The sequence below is a fragment of the Mariprofundus sp. EBB-1 genome, assembly GCF_003665155.1.
GTDB lineage: Bacteria > Pseudomonadota > Zetaproteobacteria > Mariprofundales > Mariprofundaceae > Mariprofundus.
This window is the reverse complement of sequence record NZ_RCFQ01000016.1, coordinates 1-26,850: the sequence shown is the minus strand read 5'-3', so window position 1 is coordinate 26,850 and position 26,850 is coordinate 1. Positions and strand designations below refer to the sequence as shown.

At 45.7% G+C, this 26,850-nt stretch carries 26 protein-coding genes and 2 pseudogenes; 11 read left to right on the top strand and 17 right to left on the bottom strand.

Annotation, left to right across the window (positions count from 1 at the left end; translation table 11 throughout):
* From D8Y20_RS08015 to D8Y20_RS07970, 11 genes and pseudogenes are all read right to left on the bottom strand, one after another.
* A complete protein-coding gene (locus D8Y20_RS08015; RefSeq protein WP_121542528.1) occupies positions 1-744 on the bottom strand; it encodes a bifunctional 2-polyprenyl-6-hydroxyphenol methylase/3-demethylubiquinol 3-O-methyltransferase UbiG in 744 nt (247 codons plus the stop codon).
* A gap of 10 nt (positions 745-754) precedes the next feature.
* Positions 755-1,870, bottom strand: coding sequence for a glycosyltransferase family 10 domain-containing protein (locus tag D8Y20_RS08010; RefSeq protein ID WP_161957599.1), 1,116 nt, complete (start codon positions 1,868-1,870; stop codon positions 755-757).
* A complete protein-coding gene (locus D8Y20_RS08005) occupies positions 1,870-2,550 on the bottom strand; it encodes an FkbM family methyltransferase (RefSeq protein ID WP_121542524.1) in 681 nt (226 codons plus the stop codon). The genes D8Y20_RS08010 and D8Y20_RS08005 overlap by 1 nt, the downstream gene beginning before the upstream one ends.
* Before the next feature lie 44 nt (positions 2,551-2,594).
* The gene (locus D8Y20_RS08000) at positions 2,595-3,131 is read right to left on the bottom strand and encodes a methyltransferase domain-containing protein (protein WP_121542523.1); all 537 of its coding nucleotides are present in this window, start codon (positions 3,129-3,131) and stop codon (positions 2,595-2,597) included.
* A 41-nt stretch (positions 3,132-3,172) separates the two neighbouring features.
* Positions 3,173-3,328: pseudogene (locus tag D8Y20_RS14025) on the bottom strand (DapH/DapD/GlmU-related protein); the annotation flags it as partial.
* Positions 3,329-3,403: 75 nt separating this feature from the next.
* A pseudogene (locus D8Y20_RS14020) lies at positions 3,404-3,586 on the bottom strand (hypothetical protein); the annotation flags it as partial.
* A gap of 53 nt (positions 3,587-3,639) precedes the next feature.
* Entirely contained in the window at positions 3,640-5,049 is a 1,410-nt protein-coding gene (locus tag D8Y20_RS07990) for a lipopolysaccharide biosynthesis protein (protein ID WP_161957598.1), read from the bottom strand.
* A gap of 301 nt (positions 5,050-5,350) precedes the next feature.
* Positions 5,351-5,785 carry a transcription antitermination factor NusB gene (nusB, locus tag D8Y20_RS07985; RefSeq protein WP_121542520.1) on the bottom strand — a complete coding sequence of 145 codons (435 nt, stop codon included), beginning with the start codon at positions 5,783-5,785 and terminating at the stop codon, positions 5,351-5,353.
* Positions 5,785-6,291, bottom strand: coding sequence for a 6,7-dimethyl-8-ribityllumazine synthase (gene ribH, locus D8Y20_RS07980; protein WP_121542519.1), 507 nt, complete (start codon positions 6,289-6,291; stop codon positions 5,785-5,787). Before ribH ends, nusB begins: the two co-directional genes overlap by 1 nt.
* On the bottom strand, positions 6,288-7,502 hold the full coding sequence (locus D8Y20_RS07975) for a bifunctional 3,4-dihydroxy-2-butanone-4-phosphate synthase/GTP cyclohydrolase II (RefSeq protein WP_121542518.1): 1,215 nt from the start codon (positions 7,500-7,502) through the stop codon (positions 6,288-6,290). The genes ribH and D8Y20_RS07975 overlap by 4 nt, the downstream gene beginning before the upstream one ends.
* The gene (locus D8Y20_RS07970; RefSeq protein WP_121542517.1) at positions 7,502-8,104 is read right to left on the bottom strand and encodes a riboflavin synthase; all 603 of its coding nucleotides are present in this window, start codon (positions 8,102-8,104) and stop codon (positions 7,502-7,504) included. The genes D8Y20_RS07975 and D8Y20_RS07970 overlap by 1 nt, the downstream gene beginning before the upstream one ends.
* A 427-nt stretch (positions 8,105-8,531) precedes the next feature.
* Here D8Y20_RS07970 and panB point away from each other — a divergent pair, with 427 nt between their 5' ends.
* The 6 genes from panB to dbpA are packed head-to-tail and all read left to right on the top strand — an operon-like array spanning position 8,532 to position 14,178.
* Positions 8,532-9,323 (top strand): 3-methyl-2-oxobutanoate hydroxymethyltransferase, encoded by a 792-nt coding sequence (gene panB, locus D8Y20_RS07965; protein ID WP_121542516.1) that lies wholly within the window; start codon positions 8,532-8,534, stop codon positions 9,321-9,323.
* A complete protein-coding gene (panC, locus tag D8Y20_RS07960) occupies positions 9,320-10,180 on the top strand; it encodes a pantoate--beta-alanine ligase (RefSeq protein WP_121542515.1) in 861 nt (286 codons plus the stop codon). Before panB ends, panC begins: the two co-directional genes overlap by 4 nt.
* Positions 10,177-10,554: an aspartate 1-decarboxylase gene (panD, locus tag D8Y20_RS07955; protein ID WP_121542514.1), complete on the top strand. Its 378-nt coding sequence runs from the start codon at positions 10,177-10,179 to the stop codon at positions 10,552-10,554. Before panC ends, panD begins: the two co-directional genes overlap by 4 nt.
* A gap of 2 nt (positions 10,555-10,556) precedes the next feature.
* Complete coding sequence (locus tag D8Y20_RS07950) at positions 10,557-12,191, top strand: NAD(P)/FAD-dependent oxidoreductase (protein ID WP_121542513.1); 1,635 nt, start codon at positions 10,557-10,559, stop codon at positions 12,189-12,191.
* Positions 12,192-12,779 carry a DUF1456 family protein gene (locus tag D8Y20_RS07945; protein ID WP_121542512.1) on the top strand — a complete coding sequence of 196 codons (588 nt, stop codon included), beginning with the start codon at positions 12,192-12,194 and terminating at the stop codon, positions 12,777-12,779.
* 19 nt (positions 12,780-12,798) lie between these two features.
* Positions 12,799-14,178 (top strand): ATP-dependent RNA helicase DbpA, encoded by a 1,380-nt coding sequence (gene dbpA, locus D8Y20_RS07940; RefSeq protein ID WP_121542511.1) that lies wholly within the window; start codon positions 12,799-12,801, stop codon positions 14,176-14,178.
* Positions 14,179-14,249: 71 nt separating this feature from the next.
* Here dbpA and D8Y20_RS07935 read toward each other — a convergent pair whose 3' ends face one another.
* From D8Y20_RS07935 to D8Y20_RS07920, 4 genes are all read right to left on the bottom strand, one after another.
* A complete protein-coding gene (locus tag D8Y20_RS07935; protein WP_121542510.1) occupies positions 14,250-14,720 on the bottom strand; it encodes a cyclic nucleotide-binding domain-containing protein in 471 nt (156 codons plus the stop codon).
* 343 nt (positions 14,721-15,063) lie between these two features.
* On the bottom strand, positions 15,064-17,286 hold the full coding sequence (locus tag D8Y20_RS07930) for an ATP-binding protein (protein WP_121542509.1): 2,223 nt from the start codon (positions 17,284-17,286) through the stop codon (positions 15,064-15,066).
* A complete protein-coding gene (locus D8Y20_RS07925; RefSeq protein ID WP_121542508.1) occupies positions 17,279-18,148 on the bottom strand; it encodes an ABC transporter substrate-binding protein in 870 nt (289 codons plus the stop codon). The genes D8Y20_RS07930 and D8Y20_RS07925 overlap by 8 nt, the downstream gene beginning before the upstream one ends.
* A 3-nt stretch (positions 18,149-18,151) precedes the next feature.
* Positions 18,152-20,083: a TonB-dependent siderophore receptor gene (locus tag D8Y20_RS07920; RefSeq protein WP_121542507.1), complete on the bottom strand. Its 1,932-nt coding sequence runs from the start codon at positions 20,081-20,083 to the stop codon at positions 18,152-18,154.
* A gap of 389 nt (positions 20,084-20,472) precedes the next feature.
* On the opposite strand from D8Y20_RS07920, the gene hslV reads away from it, so the two are divergent.
* The 5 genes from hslV (at position 20,473) to D8Y20_RS07895 (ending at position 24,461) form a co-directional block, all read left to right on the top strand.
* Positions 20,473-21,003, top strand: a complete 531-nt coding sequence (gene hslV / locus D8Y20_RS07915) for an ATP-dependent protease subunit HslV (RefSeq protein ID WP_121542506.1) — start codon at positions 20,473-20,475, stop codon at positions 21,001-21,003.
* A gap of 1 nt (position 21,004) precedes the next feature.
* Positions 21,005-22,348, top strand: a complete 1,344-nt coding sequence (gene hslU, locus D8Y20_RS07910; protein ID WP_236075338.1) for an ATP-dependent protease ATPase subunit HslU — start codon at positions 21,005-21,007, stop codon at positions 22,346-22,348.
* Positions 22,349-22,502: 154 nt separating this feature from the next.
* Positions 22,503-23,210: a DUF3047 domain-containing protein gene (locus tag D8Y20_RS07905; protein ID WP_121542505.1), complete on the top strand. Its 708-nt coding sequence runs from the start codon at positions 22,503-22,505 to the stop codon at positions 23,208-23,210.
* Between the two features lie 57 nt (positions 23,211-23,267).
* On the top strand, positions 23,268-23,789 hold the full coding sequence (locus D8Y20_RS07900; protein ID WP_121542504.1) for a hypothetical protein: 522 nt from the start codon (positions 23,268-23,270) through the stop codon (positions 23,787-23,789).
* 267 nt (positions 23,790-24,056) lie between these two features.
* Entirely contained in the window at positions 24,057-24,461 is a 405-nt protein-coding gene (locus D8Y20_RS07895) for a hypothetical protein (protein WP_121542503.1), read from the top strand.
* Positions 24,462-24,584: 123 nt separating this feature from the next.
* Here D8Y20_RS07895 and D8Y20_RS07890 read toward each other — a convergent pair whose 3' ends face one another.
* Positions 24,585-26,360 carry a glycoside hydrolase family 6 protein gene (locus D8Y20_RS07890; protein WP_236075349.1) on the bottom strand — a complete coding sequence of 592 codons (1,776 nt, stop codon included), beginning with the start codon at positions 26,358-26,360 and terminating at the stop codon, positions 24,585-24,587.
* Positions 26,360-26,743, bottom strand: a complete 384-nt coding sequence (locus D8Y20_RS07885; RefSeq protein WP_121542501.1) for a 3D domain-containing protein — start codon at positions 26,741-26,743, stop codon at positions 26,360-26,362. The genes D8Y20_RS07890 and D8Y20_RS07885 overlap by 1 nt, the downstream gene beginning before the upstream one ends.
* Positions 26,744-26,850 lie beyond the last annotated feature (107 nt).

Here is a 26,850-nt window from a genome sequence, read left to right as displayed (position 1 = left end):
TTAATGATCGCTATTCAGATCTTCTGGCTTTCGTGCCACCGCCATCATAGAGCGGGTCCAGATACGCGGAGGTCTAAGTCCAAGCCCCATACAAAACATATTGGCAACCAGCCGTGTTGGAAAAAAGACCAACCAACGAACGGTATCAACTAACCCGGTTGGTTGTGGACGCTCATCCAAAAGCTCTATATTTTGAAAACCGTTCAGTTCCAGGATCGTACGTAACACATTCGATGTCAGCCCCCACTCATGCGTCATATCATTCCAGGCATCATGTGCACCAAAAGGGCCATCTGCACAGGGCGCTCTCAAAATCAATCGTCCACCAGGTCGCAACGCTTGCATACATAATTCAATCAGTGCCAAAGCATCATCTTTGCTAAGGTGTTCAATAAAATCCAATGATGAAATCAGATCATACTGATTCGGTTTGCTTTGCAGGTGAAGCAATGCATCCCCTTCCTCAGCAGGAAGATTTAGCAATCGGGCAAGCCTCACCTGCTCAGCATCGAGATCCAGACCAAGCGTGTTTTTGTAACCACGACCCTCCAGAAAATAGAGAAAGTTACCAAATCCGCATGGCAGATCCAAACAGTGAGCATCGGGGTTTTCCGGCAAAAAAGGACTCAGACGGCAAGCATACCATTTTGCCATTTTTTCGAACTGCAAGCGCAAGCTATGCTCATCTAACAAGCCACGAGCTTTGGTCTGATAGCCATAATAAATACTTTTATAATCAGCCATAAACTCACTCCTATCTGGCGAACGTAAATTTGAGAACAAACCTGATATGACGCAAAAAATTTTTCATACTGCGCGGTCGATAGTGCATTGCGGCACGGATCACATCACGCTTAAACGTCCAGAAACCACGATTCGGCACAGGGACGCTCTTCAAAGACTGAATCTGACTCAATACAGTTTGCGAAAACCCTTTAGAAGTGAATCTCTGATAATCAGACGAGTCAATAAATGCCTTCACCGCATCCAGATATACCTGATATTCTTCCTCAGTCATTTTCACCATGAAATCATAGAGACGCTCATAATTGATGAATTCCCTGAAATCGATATAGCACTCAGAAGGAATGTAATCCTGAATATTAGGTGCTCCATAATAAATCGGCACCGTTCCCGCTGCAAAACAGTCAAATATTTTCTCAGTAATCAAACCAGCATCATCTCGTGTGTTCTCAAAACATAATGAAAATTTATACTGTTTTAACACATCTCTTTTTCGAACGCACTTGCCCTTATATGACTTTCGGACAGCTTGAAGTGAAGAAGACTCCCAACCAATTCCATACAGATCCATTTTCTCTTCTTGCCCGGAAAAGAATTCTATAGCACGAATACGATCACCATATAAGCTATTTTCATCTTTGGATGACTTATTCGAATAAACACACCCCATAAAATATTTATCAGCGTATTTCACACGCGGAATGCTTTCCAAATGTATCACAGGCTCACCGATGTTTGCCTTCACAAAGGGAAGTCCTTTGGTAACCAATCTGTCATTCCACGTTAGCACCCGATCAAATGGCATATGTTGTAACACACAATCAAAATGCAACGGAGCCACCATGGACGGTTCAATCGGAATATTTAACAAATATACACAGGGATTCGCTTTTACCACAGAGAGTATGTCTTCAAATTCCAAGGCCAGATTATAAAATAGTAACACATCAATTTGATTTGCATGCAATGTATCCGAAGTCTGACAAATCATACCCTGATCTTCCAAAAGAGATTGCGTCTCTACAAACCGTTCAAGAGCATTATCCCTTGCAGATTCAATATCAAACATCCTATTTTCAGTGAATGCAGGACTACAAGGAACCATCCCTACGACCAATTTATTCATCATTGTTCTCGTTTACGTTCCCAGCTCTCCCAAATAAATGGAAAGTCCCACATTAATTGGTGCGTTTCTGATAAACGCTGGCGAATATTTTCTCGTTTTGATACTGCATCAGGAACAAAATCATGAAACTGAATCTGTAAATATTCAATATGCTCTATCAACTCAGGTCGATCCAACAAAGCAATTAAAAGCTCATACTCCCCGCCCTCTATATTAATCTTCAACAAATCTACTTTCTCATAAGATTTAGCCTGTAAATAACCGACTACAGAAACCAATTTTATTTTCTCAATATCATCTTTTCTGATATTATCCGGAGCATCAAACACGCTTGAGCCTAAACCCGTCACATGGATATTCTCCTCTCTGTCTGCAGCAGCTAAACCAGCTTTAAGCACCTCAATGCAATCGTTGTATTTAAAGCGTTCTTTTATCTTCTCTGCGTAAACGGCTATTGGCTCAAACACATCCACATGGCACCCGAACTTGCAAAAGATACTCGATGCGAAATCTCCGACATAACCGCCAGCATCAATAACGATAGCATTTTTATTCAAGGGATAATCAAGACGTAACATTTCACCATGTTGATCATAATAATTGTAGCATGCCATCCGTTTTGAATCCTTCCGGATTCGCACATCATAAAAACGTTTTAAATTTCGAATCATTTGCAACATATTTTCCCTCAACTCAACCTATTCATTTCACATGTTAAAGTGTCTTACAGCCTTTTAGCGGTAATATTCAAGCTCATTAATCTACCTTGTTCAAAATCCATATGAGGAAGATATGATCTGCTATAGTCATCAAAATTTTCAGAAGGTAAGAAATCACGCCAGTCATAACGCTCTGGTTTGGAAAAACCCGCTTCGCGTAACATTGATTGAACCGAAATAAAATCAAAGGCCACATGATGAAAATTATAATCATAGGTTTGTCCGCCATAGAGCAAACCCTGCATATTCATTAAATCCCGATTTTCCAGGTACTCGGTCGCAACGGCCTCAAAATCAGGCACAGCCAAGCGCAACACCCCTCCGGGGTGCAATACTCTCGCCCACTCTCTCAAAACCCCGACCACTTCACCACGCTCTACATGCTCCAATATATGACATGCATAAATCTCGGAGACGCTATTATCTTCAATTTTTTCCAGACGCCTGGCATCACACACAAAATCAACATGATCAAAAGCAATCACATCAACATGTTTAAAACCCGGTAAATATTTTTTTCCACAACCAATGTGTAACTTCATATCATCTCCCCCCGTTTCAACCTTAACTCTCGGGGCTCCAATTTTTTTATTTCACGGGCAGGTACTCCGCCAACAACACAATCAGGTAATACATCCTTTGAAACCACAGCTCCTGCTGCAACAACAGCACCATCTTGAACTGTTACCCCGGGCAGAATAATTGCCCCTGTTCCAATCCACACATCCTTACCAATAACGATAGGTTTATTAATACCCACACTTGAAACGGGCAACACATTATAATCATGTGTTGGCGTGACAAACCTTACTCCTGCAGCGATAGCGCAGCGATCACCAATATGAATTGAACCCTGACTTGATGCTCCAAGATGTACCCCGGGAGCGATCGACACACTATCACCAATAAAAATGTGTGACGGATAGGTAATTTTATAGCCTGAATAAATAACCGACGCCTTTCCAAGCCCGCCTAAAATAAGCCTTAGATAAAGCATATTCAATCGCCTTAACGCAGCCGTAAACAGATCATATAATTTTCGCAGAACACTCATAATACACCTTTCTTAAGATAGGCCATACACATTCTATAATTCAATGAGCCCATCAACACCATTAACGTCCCGAATAAAAGCACAGCACACATCACAAACATGCCCCATGATTCACTAATAAATATGCTTTGGGAAATCAGTAATGCACTGCCAAATAAAACTACTACCGTAAACAGAGCATTTATCATAAATCTCATATCAACGTTTACGTACAATGTTTTCTTTAACCTTAGACCAAGAAAAACCAGCGACAACAAACAAGACAACAGTAGCGCACAAGGAACGCCAACCACGCCAAAAGCACTCAAGCCGATAAACATCAGAGCAATTCGACTGACTCCTTCTCCAACAATAATGCTTGATGTATATACAAAATCACCTAAACCGTTCAGCAATTGCCACACCATCGCCCGTAAGGAACAGACAAAAAAAGCACAACCAATGAGAAACACAATAGTATGATCAAGTGCAAATTCCTTCCCTACCCACAACCCCACGAAAGATTCATTTAATCCGACATAAGTAGCAAAGCCAAGAAGCGATGACGCAAAGGTAATAAGTAGCAATTTTGATGCGATAGCCCAGGTTTTTTCAAGGTTTTCTTCTCCGGCCAGATGGGAGAATGAACTATGACTAGCTCCATACAACACGCCCAATACCTGAAACACCATATCTGCGGCCTTGCGGGTTATCATATATGCAGCAGTTACTTCGGGGCTAAGGAACACTGTTATTAACAAGGGTTCAGACTCTCTTGATAGCACATCTCCCATCCTGGCCATCAACAAAGCCGGACTAGTTCTCACATATTCTCTTATAATTTGATAATCGGCCCTGATTTTGACTTTCAGTTGACGAAATAATAATGCCGCATGAAAGCAACTCACTATACCTATGATACATTCACCAACCACAGTACCTATAGGGATCGACCACAAAGCAAACCCATCATAGAGCATCCAAATTGTCACGGCTATGCCTATAATGCGACCTATCGCCATTGCAATCATGGGAACAACAGGGCGCAGCAAGGCCTGACTGAAGCTTCTTAAACACTCATTCAAAATAGCAACAACCATCGCTACGACAGCAAGCAAAAAACACCCTTGCAAAACTGCCGCATCATCACCAGCCACCTTCAAAATCAACGGAATAGCTTCTGAAACAGCCCAACCTACCAGACCGAACAACAAACAAATGACAAGATAGACAATCATACCATTGAAAAAGTATGCACCTGTTCGTTCGAAATCTTTCTCACTATATGAACGGGACACGCGCTGAATAAGCATCGAACTTATGCCAAAGTTCATCATCGCCAACATGCCCAGAATTCCACCAGACGCTAACCACAAGCCATAAGTATGTGCGCCAATATAGTAAAGATAAAGCGGAATAAGCAGCAATGTCTGCAGCATCACAATAGCCGTATTCACATAACCACCAGCAGCAAGAAACAGCGTTGCACGCTTACGGCTTGGAGCTGTGAACAAGTCGGTTTTGAGTTTTTTCACCATATAAATACGAGTTCAGTCATAAAATTTAATGGGAACAATGCAACCCCCTATAAAAAATTCGACATTCATCTCTCATCAACGCTAAATAGCATTCACCAGAAACTGTTGCGCTTTTCTGCTCACAACTTGAATTAATGAGTGTAAAAACATGCACTACACACTATCTGAGTGAACAACATTCTTCATAGAGTTATTTCTTTTTCACTTCTTCAGGACGCAGTTGTTTAGCGAGGTTATCCAGTACACCGTTGATGAAGCCACGTGGTGGTTCACCTGCATAGGCACGGGTTAATTCGAGCGCTTCATTGATGATCACCTTGTATGGGATCTCCAAGCGATTCTGCATTTCCCATACGGCCATGCGGATTACATTAATCTCAATTTGCGCTACTGAACGCAGGCTTCTGCCACGTACGGCTGTTTTAATGATGGTATCGAGATCATCAACATGATCGGTCACACCATAGACCATCTCACGAAAATAGTTTTCGTCCTGATCTGCACGTTCTTCATGCTGCAAGCGACTGGCGATCAGATCAGGGATCATACCACCGTCCTGCTCGGCAGTGCCCCATGCATAAAGTGTTTCCAGCGCCGATTCGCGCGCCATGTGACGATTTGCCATTATGCCTCCAAAGCCTGATCGATAGCTATCTGGTCAATCCATTGTAACTGTCTGACAACTTCAACAGCCGTTAAGGCTGCTTCTTCGCCTTTGTGCCCATGCGCACCACCCACACGTTCAAGTGCCTGTGCATGTGTTTCTACCGTCAGTACGCCGTTGCCAACACCGATATCACCGCGCTGTGCGACTTTTCCAATCGCATCCATTGCACCCTGACATACATAATCAAAATGCGCTGTATCACCACGAATCACGCAGCCCAGACACACTACCGCATCAAATCGACCGCTATCTGCCATCTTTGTCGCAATCGTGCCAATTTCAAACGCTCCCGGCACATGCGAAATCACCATATCAGATTCTGCACAACCGTGCTCTTTCAATGCTGAAACGGCACCGGATAACAGTGCTTCGGTAATATCAGCATTAAACCTGCTCGCTACGATGCCAACCTTCAAACCGCTTGCATCAACGTTTCCTGCCAAATGCGGCGCGTCTAAACTCATGATTTTTCACCTTTCATATTCAATAAATGTCCCATTTTATCCCGTTTGGTGGTCAGATATGCAACATTATCTTCATGTTCACCCACTTCGAGTTGCACGCGTTCACTTACTTCCAGACCATAACCATCAAGCGCAATAATTTTCTTGGGGTTATTGGTTAGCAGTTTCAACCGACGCAGCCCCAGATCACGCAAAATTTGTGCTCCAATACCATAATCACGCAAATCGGCTTTGAACCCAAGCTTCTCATTCGCTTCAACCGTATCGTGGCCCACATCCTGCAACGCATAAGCACGCAGCTTGTTCAGCAGACCAATACCGCGCCCTTCCTGACGCAAATAAAGAATCACACCTTCACCCGCTTCTGCTACCTGTCGCATGGCTGCATGTAGCTGCGAGCCACAATCACAACGGCGTGAAGTAAACACATCACCAGTCAAACATTCGGAATGCACACGCACCAGACACGGCTTATCTGCATCAGGATTACCCATTACCAAAGCCACATGTTCGGCCTGATCCACGGCATTGGTGTAGCCAATCAGACGAAATTCACCGAATTCGGTCGGCATACGCACTTCCACTTCACGTTTCACCAGTGAATCATGTTTCAAGCGGTGACTGATCACATCTGCAATCGAACCCACTTTCAAACCATGTTTTTTGGCAAACAGTTTCAATTCAGGCAAGCGCGCCATGGAACCATCATCGTTCATAATCTCGCAAATCACACCGGCAGGCTTCAATCCAGCCATGCGTGCCAAATCAATACTGGCTTCGGTATGGCCAGCGCGCACCAGTAAACCACCATCACGTCCCACCAGCGGGAACACATGACCAGGAGTATGGATATCGCCCGGTTTTGCATTATCCTTAATTGCAGCACGCACTGTATGGGCACGATCATAGGCCGAAATACCTGTGGTCACACCTTCTGCCGCTTCAATAGAAATGGTGAAATTGGTTTTAAATTTGGAATTGGTATTGGCTACCATCAACGGCAGATCCAGTTGATCGGTCTGCTCCTGCGTCATGGCCAGACAGATCAGGCCACGCCCATGGGTTGCCATAAAATTAATCGCTTCGGGAGTCACCCACTCCGCAGCCATCACCAGATCACCTTCATTCTCGCGATCTTCATCATCAGCCAGAATAATCATGCGGCCAATGCGCAGCTCTTCAAGCAGCTCTTCAGTTGTTGCCAAAGTCATTATGTCTCCGTTGGGAACTGCATCAGTCGTTCAACATAACGACCATACATATCTGTTTCGATATTTACCATAGCACCAGCTTTCAAAGTGCCCAAATTTGTGTGCGACAAGGTATGAGGAATCAGGTTCACGGTAAAGTCATTCCTGCCCACCTTGTTCACGGTAAGACTAACACCATTAATGCAGATCGAGCCTTTCACCACCACATAGCGTGCTAAAGCATCCGATAATGTAAAACTAAATTCACGATGTTCGCCAATCTCGCGCACCGACTGAACCAGACCGATACCATCCACATGACCTGTCACCATATGTCCACCGAGGGCATCGCCCATGCACAAAGCCGGCTCAAGATTCACCGCATCTTTCTCACAAGCATCTGCAAAAGTTGTCAATTGCAATGTCTCTAACGATAAGGTTGCAGCAAACGTTCTATTGTCCGGGAAAGCAGTAATGGTCAGACAGCACCCATTGCAAGCTACCGAATCACCAATATGCCAGTCTGACATATCAAGTGCAGTTGCAAAAACCATATGCGATTGTAGAGATTCCTGTTGGATTGACACTATAGAGCCAACATCCTGAATAATTCCGGTAAACATGCACCGAACACTACATACTTCATGGCATGATTAATAACCCCACTGCAATGCAGCATTTTTTTCACCGCTAAGTACGCAAAGTTTCGCAAAGCAAGTCAACGGCAATTCTATAATAAAGAGAGTTCAACTGATATTGTCTGGCTATAACTATTTCGATGGTGGTTAAATCAAGCGACACTACCAGACCTTCTTACTTTCTCGTTTTTGATTTTACTTTGCGCCAAGGTGAATCGAGTTTGCGAGAGAGAAGGCACCCTGGGGTGAACTTTGCGTCCTTCACGGTGAACGCTTTTAAATATTTTAATGCCTTGCATGCAGGCATGTGTGCAATAACTTCCTTTATACAGCCCTTAGCTATAACGTTCGTCCATCCTCAAAGACGGTACCTCAGCTGTGTAAACAGACGGACTGAAGCGGAAAGGAATAGATGACTACACTTAAACGCATTACTGCAGCGACGCTTACGCGCGCCAAGCAGGCAGAAGAAAAAATGGTATGGCTGACAGCATATGACGCTGCCAGTGCTCAGATTGCTGAAGCCGCCGGAGCTGAAGTGCTGCTTGTTGGCGACTCACTAGGCATGGTTTCATTGGGCTTTGATTCCACCCTGCCTGTCACCCTTGATCATATGATTCACCACACAGCTGCCGTTGTACGCGGCCGCAGCAAAGCGTGGGTTGTGTGTGATCTCCCCTTTGGTTCCTACCAGCAAAATCCCGAACAGGCTTTTTTAAGCAGTGTGCGTGTATTGCAGGAGAGTGCCTGTGACGCTGTCAAAATTGAGGGTGGTGAACACATGGCTAATACCATCAGCTTTCTGTCTGAACGTGGCATCGCTGTTGTTGCCCATATCGGACTCACCCCTCAATCAGTGAAAAAATTTGGCTCCTACGGTAAACGCGCTAAAGATGACGCAGGACGAGCACAATTGATCCAAGATGCAAAAGCGGTCGCTGCTGCTGGTGCGGTATGCATTGTACTGGAAAATATCCCTGCTGATCTGGGTACTGAAATCACCAATATGCTGGATACGCCAACCGTAGGTATAGGCGCGGGAAATCATTGTGATGCCCAGGTGCTGGTGTGGAATGATTTGCTTGGTATTTCTGCCTCCAACCCACCCTTTGCTCCGGCTTATGCCAATGTGCGCGCTGTGATGAGTGACGCAATTTCACGCTGGGCCGCAGATGTCAAAGCCGGTCAGTTTCCCAAAGCATGAGAGTCGCCCATACGACAGCTGAAATGCGTCGCCAGCTCAAAACCCTGCGCGGGAACAATACGATTGCCTTCGTACCCACCATGGGCTGTTTGCACGATGGCCATATAAGCCTGATCAAGGAAGCCAAAGCCCTGGCCGATATTGTTGTTGTCAGTATTTATGTGAACCCATTGCAGTTCGGACCGAATGAAGATCTCGAAACATATCCACGCCCTTTTGAACGTGATGCGCAGATGTGTGAAGAAGCCGGTGTCGATTTTATTTTTCACCCGACATCGCTCTATCCCAAATCAGGCCCCAAGGTAACATTGAAAGCCACCAAACTCTCTGACTGCCTGTGCGGTTCTGATCGCCCCGGCCATTTTGATGGTGTGGTTACAGTCGTAAATATCCTGTTCAATATTATCCGTCCGGATTTCGCCATCTTCGGCGAAAAAGACTGGCAACAACTGGCCATTATTCGCCGCATGGTCAACGATCTGCAGATACCTATTGAAATTATCGGTGTAAATATTGTACGTGAAGCAGATGGTCTGGCTATGAGTAGCCGCAACCGATACTTATCCGAAACTGATCGCCAACAAGCGCTGGCCCTCTCGCAAGCCTTGATCGCCATGCAAACGCTGGCTGCTCAGGGTGAGAACAACATTGAAACACTCAAGGCAGCAGCACAAGAGATTCTCACTGCCGCCAATATCACCACCCAATATCTGGATGTACGCAATGCGACATCTCTCAAAAGCAAACGCAAACTCAATCACCTGAGCAGTAGAGCCTTTATCGCTGCGCAAGTCGGTTCAGCACGATTGATTGACAATATGCCACTTACTTACACCCCGTTGGAGCCAACCTCATGAAACTCACTATGTTAAAATCCAAAATTCACCGCGTCAGCGTCACGCATGCCGAACTCGATTACGAAGGCTCTTGCGCCATTGATCAGAACCTCATGGACAAAGCCAATATTCTGCCCTTTGAAATGCTGCATATTTATAATGTTGCCAACGGTGAACGTTTCACCACTTACGCTATTACCGCTCCGCGCGATTCAGGCACCATCGGAGTCAACGGTGCCGCTGCCCACAAAGCATCTCCCGGTGATCTGTTGATCATCTGCACCTATGCCGAACTGCAAGCTGCCGAGGCTGAACATTTTAATCCCGCCTTAGTCTATGTGGATGCAGACAACAGCATCACCCATACCTCGCACGGCCACCTCGCAGCAGCCTGAGCGTGTCTTATCTGTATGCCATTAGTAACGTCCAGATCGGACTAGACGCACACGATTGTGAAATAAAACAACAACTAGCAGATCATTGCAGCCTCAATTCCGATGCCCTTGTATCATTCAACTGTGCGCGTCGTGCCCTCGATGCACGCAAAAAAACCAATATCCACTTTGTCTGCACCTATGAGGTTGAACTCAATCATCTGCTCGATCCACTGCCTAATAACAGCCGCCTGATTGAACACTCCTCATTCACTGCAAACACGCCTGAACCATTAAGCAGGCCCGTGAACAACGATGATCATGTGGTCATCATTGGTGCAGGGCCTGCCGGTCTGTTCACCGCCCTAGCACTGGCTGAATCGGGTGTTCAGGTAACACTACTTGAGCGCGGTAAACCGGTTGAAACACGCATGCGTGATATTGGTCGCCTGCGTTCTCGCGGTGAACTCAACCCTGAAAGTAATATCTGCTTTGGTGAGGGCGGTGCCGGCACCTATACCGATGGCAAACTCTATACCCGCATCAAACATCCCTTCCTGCGCCATGTGCTGCACACGTTTGTGCGATTTGGCGCCAGAGACGATATTCTCGTTGATGCGCATCCGCATCTGGGCACCGATAAACTGGTTCGCATCGTACGCAATATGCGTGAAAAATTGATTGAACTCGGTGTGGATTATCGTTTTGAAACGCGTGTTGATGATCTGCTTATGATCAACGGTGCAGTAACCGGCGTGCGCGCCACCAATCTTGCCACACAAACGGAAGATGAAATCAGCGCTACCCATGTGGTATTGGCTACAGGCCATTCAGCCCGTGATACCTTTGAACGCCTGCAAACGCTTGGTATCAAGATGGAAGCCAAGGCCTTTGCTATCGGTGTACGTGCGGAACACCCACAGGAACTGATCGATAATATTCAGTTCGGTGCATCACACCCTAAACTGCATGCTGCAGAATATAGCCTAACCCACCAGACCAAAGACAAACATCTCGGCAAACGTGGCATTTACAGCTTCTGCATGTGTCCGGGTGGACTGATTGTACCCTCCCCCACAGAAGAAGGGCATATGGCCGTCAACGGCATGAGCAATGCCAAACGTGGCGGTCGCTGGGCTAATTCAGGACTGGTGGTACAGGTGACACCGGAAGACTTAACGCGCCATGGTATAGCTGAAAACCCATTGATGGGCATCGCATTCCAACGTGAACTGGAAGCTGCCACCTTCAAAGCTGCAGACTATCAATATGCGTCACCCACTATGAAGTTAACCGATTTTATTAACGGCAGAGCAAGTGGTACACTGGCTTCAAACCGTTTTAAGCCACAAGCCATCCCATCTGACCTGCATACCCTATTCCCAAACTGGATCAGCCAACCACTGGCCGAGGGTATTCGTACATTTGATCGCAAAATGCGCGGCTATATCACCGAAGAAGCCAATCTATTTGGTGCAGAGACCCGCACCAGCTCCCCTATTCGCATTGAACGTGGCGAAAATATGCAATCTGTGAATGCCCGTGGCCTGTTTCCGGTTGGTGAAGGTGCAGGTTATGCCGGCGGCATTGTCAGCGCTGCCGTCGATGGTCTGAAAGCCGCTGCGGTTATCTTGAATAGCAACGATAGAGAGGGCTAAATGACCAATAACGATATTCTGCGCAGGCTGCGTTACAGCTTTAGTTTCGATGATAACAAGGTGATGGAACTGTTTGCATCTGGTGGTTTTAAAGCCAACCGCACCCAGATCAGTGCCTGGTTAAAAAAAGATGATGATCCTGCCTGTAAAGAGTTGGAAGATGTGAAGCTGGCGGCTTTTCTAAACGGTTTTATCAATGAAAAACGTGGCAAAAAAGATGGCCCGCAACCCAAGCCTGAAACAGAGCTGAACAACAATCTTATTTTTATGAAATTACGCATCGCCCTGAACCTGAAAGATGATGATATCCTCGCCATTTTGAAATCGGTCGGTTTGGTGATTGGAAAACCGGAGCTCAGCGCATTTTTCCGTCGCTATGACCATAAGAACCGCCGTCACTGTAAAGATCAGGTACTCCGCAACTTCCTGCATGGTGTGCAGATCAAATATCACAGCGAGAAAAAGGTCGTCACACCCCCAAAGAAAACCGTAGCGATGAAAGAAAAAACGACCGTCGTAAAAGATCGACCGACCTTAAAATGGGCCAGCGCCATCGCGTTAAAAAACAGTTCAAAAAACAATAAATAAGCAACATAGGACAACACCCGTGGAACACACATCTTTCTCCAAGCTGAACATGCATCCTGATCTCTTAAACAATCTTGAATCTCTCTCCTATCATGAGATGACCCCTATTCAGGCCCGGAGCCTGCCTGATATTCTGGCCGGTAAAGATGTAATCGGCCAGGGCAAAACAGGCTCCGGAAAAACGGCTGCGTTTGGTCTTGGCCTGTTGCAAAAACTTGATCTCAAGCAGTACAAGATACAGTCGCTGGTACTCTGCCCTACCCGAGAGCTGGCCGATCAGGTGACCAAAGAAATTCGTCGTCTGGCCCGCCAGATGCCCAATGTAAAAGTATTAACATTGTGTGGCGGCATGCCATTCGGCCCTCAGGTTGGTTCGTTAGAGCATGGTGCGCATATCATTGTAGGCACCCCCGGCCGCATTGAAGATCATTTGAGTCGCAGCACACTGAGTCTGAAAGATGTGAACACGCTGGTGCTTGATGAAGCCGATCGTATGCTTGATATGGGGTTCCAGGCCTCTGTTGATCATATTGTCGATCAGATTCCAAAGTGGCGTCAAACACTGCTGTTCAGCGCTACTTTTCCGGATCAGATTCAAGCCATCGTTAAGCGCATCATGCTCAAACCGATTATGGTAAAAGTGGAATCAACCCATGATAGCAATACCATCTCGCAACATTTTTATAACGTTGATGATTTCAAACAGTCCGTGATTGGACTGCGGCTACTGTTACTGAAACATAAACCTGAATCCAGCGTGGTCTTCTGCAATACCAAAAAAGAAACGCTGGATATCACCAATGAATTGAATCAAAACGGTTTCAGTGCTTTAGCACTCAATGGTGATCTTGAACAATGGGATCGTGACCAGACGCTTGTACGTTTTGCCAATAAAAGTATCTCGATTCTGGTGGCCACTGATGTCGCAGCACGTGGTCTGGATATCGATGCGCTTGATGCCGTGTTTAATTTTCAGCTACCGCATGAACCGGACACCTATGTACATCGCATTGGCCGAACAGGGCGCGCCGGCAGCACCGGTTCATCATTTACCCTGCACAATGGCAATGCATACAAACTCACCATGTTAAGTGATTACATTAAGACTCCGATCAAAAGCGAAGCGCTACCGGATGCCATCCTGCTCAAGAATCATCCTGCCAAACCACTGATGGCCACCCTGCAAATTGGCGGTGGTAAAAAGCAGAAGGTACGCCCCGGTGATATTCTCGGCGCATTGACTGGTGGTAATGGTATTACCGGCAAGCAGGTTGGAAAAATTCAAATTCTCGATAACTGGGCCTATGTCGCAGTCAGTCAGTCGATTGTAAAAATTGCACTAAAAAAACTCAGCGAAGGCACATTAAAAGGTCGCTCATTCCGCGTTCGGTTGATTTAGCTTCACGCTTCCAAACAGCATAGAGAGAAGCAATGGCATCGTTCCGTTTGATAGAACTGTGGCCTTGCTTCTTATTTATGAGCGCCCGTCATAAATGACATCATTTTCACCTGATCTTCGTTGCATTGATGCACCATTTTAGACTGATATAAAAGCATATAGGTAAACAGTGAAAAGACCATGTCAGCACTTGGCTGTATCAACTTAGTAAAGTCAGTGCGTTTTATACGGTAGAGCACACTTTCTTCTTTTGCTGTCGCTGATGCTGTCGCAGCCTCATCGGAAAGAAAGGTAATCTCACCAATTAAAGCACCCTCACCCAGTGTGCCAAGATGTTGTTCTTTCGCATCCATCTGTTGAAAGATATCGACAGATCCCGAACGAACCAAGTAGAGCGTGCCGCCCTTCTCACCCTCACGGACAATGCTTTCACCCTTTGCTACAGTCACAGTTTGCATGGTATCCGCCCACTGCATCTTCTGTGTCTCACTCAATGGTGATTTAATGATCTGTTGTTCCAACCAATCTATATCAATTTTCAAAATAGCTCCTGTATCCTTGTTCCTGAAGATCCCTGTATTTAAAACAGAGCCCTTCCCTTACGGCCGCGATTTTAGCAGTAAAAAATGACAAAACTGTGACCTGCATTACATGTTGAATAGAGGGCTATGCGGCTTGACCTTGAAGTAAAACTTTCCAAACCAACAAAAGAGAAAACCATGTCATTTATGATGAAGTCGTCATATATTCATCCGTGGCCTTCTTGTTCCACGGAAAACATCTGGTGTCAGAGACCTTCAAAGAATGGGTTTGGGTTATGGACTTACTCACCCGTCCATAAAACTACAGATGGCTTTTTATAACCACCTCATCTCAGAGCAAGGCCTATTCTTGCAACACCCTCAGCACCTCAGCACACAGGTCACTGGCTTGATATGGTTTACTAATAAAACCATCGTAACAGAGCGACTCCGTAGCAGAATCAAACGTTGTTTCACTATACCCAGTCATCACAATCACCTTTAAACTATCGTAGCTGCTTCTAATCTCTCGCAAGGTTGCCATACCGCCAATCCCCGGCATATTCATATCAAGCAACACAACGTCCGGTTGTACCTCGTCACTATTCGCCAAAATAGCCAGAGCCTGCTCACCACTTATCGCCGTTAAAACCTCTAAACCGGAAAGGCTTAGAATCTCTTCACCAAGCTCCCGAAGTAAGTCTTCATCATCGACCAATAACACATGACCAATTAGATTAGGAATTTCTGTGCTATTGCTTTGGATATTAACATGCCCTCTATCTCCCTCGTACAGAGGTAACTTTATTTCAAAGCATGTACCTTTTCCTGGCGTAGAGTTCACCGAAATATGGCCATCCTGCTTTTCAATAATACCATAAACCATAGCCAGACCTAGCCCTGTCCCTTTGCCTGTTTCTTTGGTCGTAAAGAATGGTTCAAATATCTGTTTGAGTACCTTCTTTGTCATCCCGACCCCTGTATCGGAGATACGAATGACAACCTGATGATTGGCAGAGAAGCTACTCAGTGACAACTCACCCCCATCTGGCATTGCATGCAGAGCATTAATAGCCAAGTTCATAAGCACTTGATGCAACTGCCCCGGATCTCCCATAATGCGTAAATGTTCAGGACCACTTTGAAAAGAGACATTTACGCGTCGATCACAAGTTTCTCTGATCAAACTTAAGACCTCTTCTATCACTCCCTTAATAAGCACCGGTTCACGGCGCATTTCTCCCTTACGGGCAAAACCAAGCAAATTTGTAGTCACTTCAGCAGCGCGTTTAGCAGCTTGTTTAATTCGACTTGTGTAACGGAAACTCTTCTCATCTGCAGCGGTATGTATGCTGAGTAATTCCACATTCCCGAGAATAGCAGATAACAGATTATTGAAATCATGAGCCACACCGCCTGCCAATTGACCAACCGCTTCCATTTTCTGAGCTTGAATAAGGTTATCCTCAAGCAACCTTAGCTGGGTCATATCCTGAATCATGCCTTCAATACCTGATGGGCGACCATGTTCATCTTCAACTAAACGCGCATGCAATATACAGCGTAACTCCCCATAAGAGTTTGATACATATGAAATTTCTCTTCGACTTACGCTTTGATTACGCATCAAATCAACGATGAGTGCATCACGATCAGCTGTATCCTTATAAATCGCCCGAATATCCTCTATTGATTCCAACATCGCTTCAGGCGTCTCATAACCAAACAGACGTGCCATTGCTGGGTTACATTGATGCAATGAGCCATCGATATTGGCCATATACATAGCTACGGGCATATGCGTAAACAACTCTCTGAAACGCATTTCCGACTTTTCAAGCGCACTGGTTTGCAGATGGATTGACTCTCGATTTTTAGCCAGAGCATCTGTCATATCATTAAAGCTTGTGGCAATACGTGCGATGGGATCCGGGATATCAGCATTGATCGTGACGTCGAGCCTGCCCTGCGTCACCGCTTCGACAGCCCTATCGAGCTCATCGAGTGGCCGTTTCAATTGTCTGACAGACAACCATGCTAACCACCAAAAAACCAATAACAGTAAAAGGCTGATTGCACCTGAGATCATCAATGAAGATTCAAGTGTTCTATTAATTGAGGCCCGTGAAAGATCAAGCACACTATACCCGATCACTTCACCACTAGAGGTACGAATAGACGTAATAATTCGCTCTTCTCTTCCATCTCCTAGCGTTTCAAAAGTAAGCCCCCCACGAAACGCTTGCAATAAATGATCCATTGCCAGCACATCGTGCTCACCCTTTAACAGTACAATTCGGCTACCAGTCGCATTATAAATATCAACCGATAGAATATCAGGGTTTGCAATTAAACTCGTGGCGCCATCACGTACAAATTCTGTTTCGCCAAGCTGAACTCCAAGCCGTATATTTTGTTCCAGACCAGCAGAAAGTGATTCTCCATTTTGCTGTAACATCGTTTCCAGCGAATCCTTTTCAGTCCACCAAACTGCCAAAAAAAGTGCACAAAATATGCTAACGGTTGTCAGTGTTAAAAGCAGATACAATCGGCCGGTAAGTGAAAAACGGTGAAAAAATTTATTCATTTTCACCTACCTCTCTCGTATCCGCTGTACGAACTGAAAGTTTCATTTCAGTTGGGTGTTGCAAAGGGATTTTGACTGGATCTTCTCCTGCTAAAATGCGGTTAGCCAAGATAGACGCCTGCTCACCAATCTTCCTGGGTTGTGGTGTCCATGCCAATAGCGCACCCGCACGCACATATTTTCCAGACAACCCCACTAGATTTTTCCCTTTTTTGGCCAGTCCAAATAGCAGCCGTAGTGTGTCAGGATTCACACTCTGATATTCCATCTGCATCCAGTAACAGTTTGCATCCTTCATGCTTTCATTCACGGATTTCTGCACATCATGTTCAGGCCATGGCTTCGCAATCAATAATAAACCTTCTTTTTTAAATGCTGCTTTTGCCTCTTCAATATAAGCATTAGAAAGTGCTGGGTTATAATAACTAATCACCGTAGCTCCCTTGGTTAATTGATGCGTCAACTCTGCAGACACAACAATAGGGGATGGCCTTAAATCAACACCGGTGAGGGATATTTTATTTTGCAACGTCGCACGCAGACTCATCGACATCATCGACACAGTCGGAATGCCTGTATTCAAAGAGATAGCCGCTTGTAGAGCATCCTCTCCAACGACAACCAGCAGATCCGGTTTTCTCTCCTTGATGCGTTGAAGTTGCTCCATCATTTCCGCAAGATCTCTGCGTTTATCAATAGAAAACAGACGCACATCATCAGCCCGAACTCCCTGTTTCAAACCTTGCACTGCCTCAACATGAGGACGATAGCGATCTGAAAAAAGCACATCAACTTCAACGGCCTGAACAGTAGTGATGACGAAAAATAGCGATAGTACCAAACATGTGAAACTGTATTTCATCGACTAGAACTCATATGCGAGATTAACCATCCACTGCCTGTCAAAAAGCGTTAAATCAGACATACCCGGCACAGTGATGGGACTGTAAACTTTCCGGTTAAACAGGTTACGCACAGTCACACTCGTACTCAACCCATCAACCGGATTGCCTGTACGTAACGCAAGGTTAGCCAGCCATATTGCACCGACCGGTGGTCGAGTATCACCTAGATCACGGGATTGTGGCCCCATCCAACGCAGATCTGTATGCAGATGCGTATCCAATGGCAGAGGAACATCTCCACTGAATTTAATCATCCGTACAGATACACCCGGCAGTTGCTGACTGGTCAGATCATTACTGCTTCTCTGCCATGTATATGCAAGAGAACCATAAAGCCCTTTTTTCACATCAGCACGTAGTTCAACTTCAAACCCTCTGAGGTTGGTACGACCAACATTAACGGTCAAAGGACTTGGTGAAATTCGCGTGATCTGTCTTTTATAACGGCTGTAAAAGATACCGCTGTCCAGACGCCAGAGGCCATCATGAAAGGATCCACCAAGCTCAATTGTATCGACAGTTTCAGGGCTAATGTTGGGATTTCCTTGCACTGTGGGGTTATTGCTTGAATAAAGTTCGACAAAACTCGGAGCACGAAAGGCATGGCCGTACATCGCTTTAATATCCAATGATGACATTGGGCTCCATATTGCCGCAAAACGTGGCGAAACATGGCTACCCACATCGGAATAGCGCTCTATACGAATGCCAGTTGTAATAGACAACTGCGGTAGAGGAGACCATTCATTCTGAATGACCAATGCTGGCACCTGACGCACAGCATTCCGGTTATGGTTAAACAGAGTAGAAACATCCAAGCCATTATTGGACATATGCACACCAAACTGCCTTATATGCTCATAAGCCAGACTGATGGTCCACTCCTGCATTTCCCAACCACGATAACGCAACAGAGCACGAGCAGAAAGTGTCAAATCTTTGACCTGTGGACGCAGAGTCTGTGCACCACCAAACATCTGCCATTGCGGATCCAGATCAAATAAGTCTGCATCAGTTCGCAACTCAGCATCCCAGTCATCACCACTCAGCTTCCATGCTACAGCCACAGCACTCTGACGAATCGCAACATTTGTACTCTGATCAATTCTATTACTGCCATCGAGAACAGAACCACGACGTTTATTTATATGCATGGCAAACAATGACAAATTCCCTGATGATGCAGATAGAAAAGCTGACTGCTGCTTACGCCAAAAGTTACTTAGTCCTGTCGCACCTGCTGCATCACTAGGAATCATTAGTCTATCCCCATCGGTCGATGAGGCATTCAAACTTAACAAAATATTACGGTTATCTTTTTTGCTACCTCCCCTGATATGACCAAGTTGGGTGTTATGATTCCCTGCTGCAACAGATGCTCCAGAGCCACGGAAATCCTCACCACTCTTAGTAATCACATGAATCACGGCAGCCATCGCATTGGAGCCATAAAGTGCTGAACCCGGACCTCGAATAATCTCTATACGGCGTACATCATTGAGAGGGAACTCGTCGAACAGAAAAGTCCATGAACCGGAATAAGGGTTATTAACCCGATGACCATTGATCATCAACAGTGTTTTCTCTGCTTCACTGCTTTTAAGGCCACGCACTGTCAACGTGTGACCCGTAGCCAAGTCCATTGGATAGCTGACATTCATGCCGGGAACAGCATCCAGCACCTCAATCAGCGTATGCGCCCCCATATCCCGAATCTGTTTTTCTGTAATCACAGTCACTATGGCAGGCACCTGTCCCAGCACTCGCTGCGACTCAGTTGCTGTAATTACACTGTCCTGCTCATCAAATAGCAGATCAACCGGTGTCTCTGCATGTGAGATCCACACAGGAAATATAATCATTAATAAAAATAGTACTGACATCCATGCCATAAACTTTCTCTTCCCTCCTTTGGTCCCCACCAATAGTATGGAAACAGTATGGCAATGAAATAGAATGGGCAAGATTGGTTATTAATCTAGTATTGTAATTAATGAATGTGTATGGCCGAGTACAATATTAGCCTGACCAAAGGTCCCCACTAATAGATCAGGTGGAAGGACTCTCAATAAAATCACGATACCGCAACAGGGAACACGATGATGGATTGAAGGGATAGGTTACAACTGTAGTGAACCACTACAGACTTTACTAATTTCAAAAATTGACCGTATAAAATATACACTGATATCACACCTTAAACGACCAATTATAACTACTGACTCTCTGATGCTCTGACGATAGAGTCACTCACCTCAGATCACTCTTCACGAGGTATTCCATGACTACAATATGTTGCGTACGAAAAAACGGTGACGTCGCCATTGGTGGCGATGGACAAGTCTCACTCGGTGATACGGTCATGAAACACAGCGCCCGCAAAGTACGCACCATACGCGATGGCGCTATTCTGACCGGTTTTGCAGGTTCTACTGCCGATGCCATGAACTTGTTTGAACGTTTTGAAGCCAAGCTCGATGAACATGGCGGCAGCCTGATGCGGGCGGCGGTAGCACTGGCCAAAGACTGGCGTACCGACAAATACCTGCGACAACTTGAAGCGATGATGATTGTTGCGGATAGTGAGAATACCCTGCTCATCTCGGGTAACGGTGATGTACTCGAACCTGATGATGGCATTGCCACAATTGGTTCCGGCGGTGCTTATGCCAAAGCTGCAGCAACGGCTCTGGTCAATCACAGTGCGTTAAATGCCGAAGAAACAACGCTGGAAGCCATGAAAATTGCAGCAAATATATGTGTCTATACCAATGACAATATCATCATCCACGCTATTACCAAGGAATCATAAAATGAGCCAAACCATGACCCCACGTGAAATAATCTCTGAACTCGACCGGCATATTGTCGGCCAGAACGATGCCAAACGTGCAGTTGCCATTGCGCTGCGTAACCGCTGGCGCAGACAGCAGGTTGCATCCCCCATGCGTGAAGAGATCACGCCGAAAAACATTCTCATGATTGGCCCCACAGGTGTAGGTAAAACTGAAATTGCCCGCCGACTGGCGCGATTGGCCAATGCTCCTTTTATCAAAATTGAAGCAACCAAATTCACCGAAGTCGGCTATGTCGGTCGTGATGTTGAAACGATCATTCGCGATCTGGTGGATACAGCCATCAAAATCGTGCGTGAAGAACATCTCACACGCGTACAAACCAAGGCTGAAAAGGTGGCTGAAGATCGCCTGCTCGATATCCTTATTCCGCATCCGGTCAATTCCGGCCCGCAAAGCAACGACAGCAATAGTGCATCCAACGAATCCCGTGAAAAAATGCGCCACAAACTGCGCCTGGGTGAACTGAATAAACGTCAGGTAGAAATTGAAGTCGAACAGTCCCAGGAAGCTCCAATGATGCAATTCATTTCCGGAGGACAGGGCGGTGACGGCATGGATCTGCAAGATATGCTGGGCAATATGATGGGCAAAAAACAGAAGCCCAAACGCATGGATGTGGCCGATGCGTTGAAAATCATTCAGCAACAGGAAGCTGACCGTTTGCTTGATCAGGACGCCATCAAAGATGAAGCCATTAAACGGGCTGAAAATGATGGTATCGTATTCCTTGATGAGATGGACAAAATCACCCATCGTAGCGGCACCTCATCCGGTGGCGAAGTGTCCCGCGAAGGTGTGCAGCGTGATCTGTTACCACTGGTGGAAGGCACTACGGTCAATACACGTTATGGTCATATCAAAACCGATCATATTCTGTTTATTGCATCCGGTGCATTTCATCTCTCCAAACCATCCGACCTCATTCCTGAGTTGCAGGGGCGTTTCCCGATCCGTGTGAATCTGTCGGCGCTCGGAGAAGAAGAGTTCCGTCGTATTCTGGTTGAGCCTGAAGCTTCACTTACCCGTCAATATGTCGCACTGCTCAACACTGAGAATGTGAGTATCGTATTTGATGATGAAGGCATTGCCGAACTTGCGCGCATCGCTGTATTGGTGAATGACAAAACTGAGAATATAGGTGCCCGCCGTCTGCACACACTGCTTGAGCGCGTGCTCGAAGAGATCAGCTTTGAAGCTTCCGATAGCAATGGCGCAAAAGTAAACGTTGATGCTAAGTATGTACGCGATCAACTCGGTGAAATCTGTGAAGATGAGGATCTTTCCCGTTATATCTTGTAATGGATTCAGATGTCGGTAGAGCAGTTTATATGATTGCTCTACTGACGTCGCAATCACTTTGAATGAACGCACCGTTTCCATGTCAACGCATTCAATCTCACACTTGCAACATGAAGCAAGTCAGCGAAATACACGAATGCACCAGGGAGAAAAGATGCCTTATCTTCAATATTGGAAGAGCGTTATCAGATTATTCCTGTTAAGCATAAGCCCTGTACTATTTTCAGCATTCGCTGTTAGCTCAGCAGCAGTCATTGAAAGCCATCAACTGCAAATCGGGCTGTTTTCACAAGGAAACATTGAAGGCTGGGAAAACAGATCTTTTACAGGCGACACAGAATACACCCTGGTCACGGATTCCTCCTATGGCAAAGTGCTCAAAGCAAGCAGTCATGCCGCAGCATCTGGATTGTTCCGTAAAATTCATATCGATCTTGAACAGACCCCCTGGATCAACTGGGCATGGAAGACTGAACAGTTGTATTCAAACCTCAATGAGACCGAAAAGCGCGGAGATGATTTCGTAGCACGTCTTTATATCGTTGTGGATGGCGGTCTCTTCTTCTGGAATACCAAGGCTCTGAACTATGTATGGTCTTCTTCTCAAGCTACAGGTGCAGTCTGGCCCAATCCCTTCACTTCTAATGCCACGATGATTGCAGTTGAATCAGGGCGTTCGGGAATCAATCAATGGCAACACTACAGCCGCAATGTACGTGAAGACCTACGGAAGTTCACAGGTAAAGACATTCGCTTTATAGATGCTATTGCTATCATGACCGATAGTGATAACTCCGGACAAAAAGCCACCACCTATTATGGTGATCTCTCGTTCACATCCCATTCTAAAACTGTGAGATAGGTCATATTTTAGACTAGCTGCGTTGTCAGCATCGCCGTTTAAATGGAGGTGCATAACATGACCAATCATCAGTTATCATTAACAAGTAGCAACACATACCGATTTCAGGATGAGAATCTTGACCTTGAACTCTGCTACCATCCCTTCTCCGGCCGAGAAACTGTCGCATTCGATGGGGTAATTGTCTCTGAAGAGCACAACCCAACGCCAGGATTTTCCTACAATTTTGAATTTAATGGCAATGATTACACGCTAATTCAGGATCGTCCGGCAGACCGTAGTTACAACTACCATTACCAGCTCAACAAAAATGGTCATCCCATTCAGCGCTATGAGATCAAACCCGAACATAAAAGAAAGGCATCCATTTACCTTCTACCGCTGTCTGCAGTGATCATATTCCCAGCCATTGCTGGTGAAATATCCCGGCATTTTGTGGGCGTATCACCGATGGATTGGAATACAATAACCACCTTTTCGGTCACCGTTGGGGCGTTATTCACTGCGATAGCTATTCATGTCAGCATGCTAGGACGCCTGATCATCAAAAAGACGATATGGACCAGCCCGAAAGAATGATCCCCCAGGGAAGAGAACTCCCTGGGGTAAATAGCGGTAAACAGCTCTTGAGAGCCTTTGACCAACTAAACAGTATTCCCAAGCTGATATATTAATATAAGACAAAGCGCTTCTAATACTATGTATGGTTTTGCTTTGCGTACTTAGCGGTATACGTTTTTCATAAATATTTTAATGCGATTGCCCTGGCAAAGCGTAAACATAAGTTACGCATCATATTCAGTTCGTTTATAGTGCGGGCAACGCACTGTTTTAAGGAAACCACACATGACATACCCCAAACCAATATCTACAACCAATGAAGGCTGGATCATTGAAATCATTGATGCATACAAGGATGCAAAAGCAGCCATTCCTTTTGCTGAAGCGGCAGGAAAAAACATCTCAGATGCCGATCTGTTTCATATGGCACCACTGGTATGTCTGAAGTTCCGTGACCTGCTGAGTTCACAGGAATCCCGCACAAGAGCAAAAGATGCGGCAATGGGCAGTTACATGGCCAATGTGGAGGCCGGTAACAGAAACATGAATGATCCCGTCATCGCATTTTCATTGTGTTATATCATTGCCCACTATGGGCTTGGTCTGTTGGATGAAGAGAAGTGTCAAAGTATCCTGATGTTGGTTGAAACGCACTTAGAAAAGATTAAAACAGCGGTTGCCGACGAATAAACCTGATCATTAAGGTGAGCACTTCCTTGTTGATGTGAACACGTGGGGAGCCCCTGTATTCTAGCCCTCGGCATCACAGAGCATCCCTAAGGGTTCCACTTATTCATTGAACATAAAAACAGCTCACTGAAGATCAACACTTCTAAAGGTCTTGGTATCGTTGATGGGAATATCGAGATATACAGGCTTGCCTATCTGCCCGGACTCCTCCACCGCTGGATAAGCATTCTTGATCAGCATCATAAACTGTTCATGAAACCAGTGTCCTGAAGCTGGTGCACTGGCCATCGCCCCGGTTGGTTTTCCAGATGGTGTCGGGCCAAAATCCCCTACATAATTCGGATCACACATTTTATCAAAGCGTTTTCCCTCTCCATCGGCCTCAGCCTGATTCGGATCACTGATGCCATCTGATTCTCCCGGTGGCTTAGCCCAGATAAAGGCGGCAATGGGATGGGCCGCGCCATAAGGTTGTGTGATCGGACGCGCCCCTAAACCTGTATTGATCGGGTTACACCAATTACCCCGATGAAAACGATGATCCAATCGTGACTGATCCACATAGTGGTTTACCGTATCTGACCCGGAGCTGGCTTTAGGCCGTTTATCCCCACCCCATCCATTGCGGGATGTATCAATCAAAAACTTCATATCCTTAGAAAAACCACTCTCGATGAACTTTGCATGCAATATTTCTATATAATCTTTCTCATCGAAATTCGGATTCCAACCATAGAATTCTGCCGATTTTACGACTTCTCCGTTCACCTGCTGGTTAGGATCAGTGAGAAACTGTTCTTCCGTGGGCGTAAAATTGGAGGTATTGGTAATAAACCCATCCACTGCACGCATACCGGAATCACTGTCTGCGCCAGCAACCACTTTCGTATAATACGCTACCGTACCCTTCAGGTTTTCTTCCCAGCCAAGCCAGCCGGAGTGGCCAATATCCATATAGAGATAAGTGTTAACCGCTTTACTCATACGCTGAATCGCATATTGATTACCGATCAGATAAACATTGTTTTTATGGGCGAATGCACACTCTGGGTGCCATAAATTAGTAATCATATTGGGAAGTGAATCAGGTTCTAAAATAAGCACAAAACGCAATGAAGCAAAACGAGGATCTTCGATTACATTGGCAATTACATCAATATACTCTTTTTTATAGGTTTCCAGGCCACCACTACGGAAATCCAGTGTACCATTCGAACTTAGCGCTGCGCAATCACGGTTGGGTAGATTATAGAGAACCAGCTCGACCAGCATAGGAACACCTTCTCGCTGCTGTGCCAAAGCCCTGATCAGATGCTGCTCCAGACTGCTGCGGCCATTATTCTCCTTACCACCATAAATCGCAGGAATTCTGTCCAGCCAGATCGCAGTAGCAATCTGTTGCATACTGCGCATGCGCGCTATTAATTCGGGCTTATCCACCTGCTTGATTGAAGTCTCAATTAATCGCGCATAATCGGGATTAATATATGTATCAGCACCATCATAAGGATTCACTACATGCGTTCTTTCAGGAGACAGTTTCTTTTTACCAATCACCTTCAAAATATGATCGTTCACAACCCTCATCGCTCCTACGGCCACACCCTTTCCACCCTTACCTGTGGCTGTCAGAGTAATTTGGTAATCTCCAGCCTTGTTGTAACGATACTTTAGCTTCTGTCCCTTTCTGCTTGAACCATCCCCGAGTAGCCAATGGTAGTTGGTCGTTTGCATGGTAGTGCATGAGGCATCCAGATGCAGGTCCTGACCGTGAATAGTGGCCTTGAAACAGACCTGATCAGCTTGTGTCGTTGTCAGGTGGGGTGCATTAAGTTCTGCAGCATCAGGTGCTGCAAAAGCAACGGTACTGGCTAACACCATCGCGGCCAACATGAACATCACCATCTGATGGTGACTTTTCGCTTGCCCCAGCGCCGGGCCGATTTGACATCACGCCCCATGTAAATATCAATTTTCCGTCTCCAGCGTTTATTCATCTTGTCTTTGACCAGATATATACCGGGCAGACCATCGATTTTAACGCGTGTGTTGTGTTTCAATCCCATGCGCAGCAGATCACGGGATACAGCGATAACTTTCATGCCGGGTTTAAGTCGGTCTCCCCATGCACCGATGGCAGGATTCCCCTGTGTTTGCGAACGCACCGAATTGTAGGCGCTGGCGGTGACTTTTAAGCTATGACTACTATTGGCATACGCCATATGAATGTTGCCGCATGCAATAGTGAGCAGGGCAAAAAGCAGATAATGAATAGATTTCATGAGGCAGAGTTTACCACGTTACAGCCATCTCGCATGCTATGGATGGTCGCTATGGATATATTCACTACCTAGGAGTCTGTCGGACTTATAAGAAATCTACTCGGCAA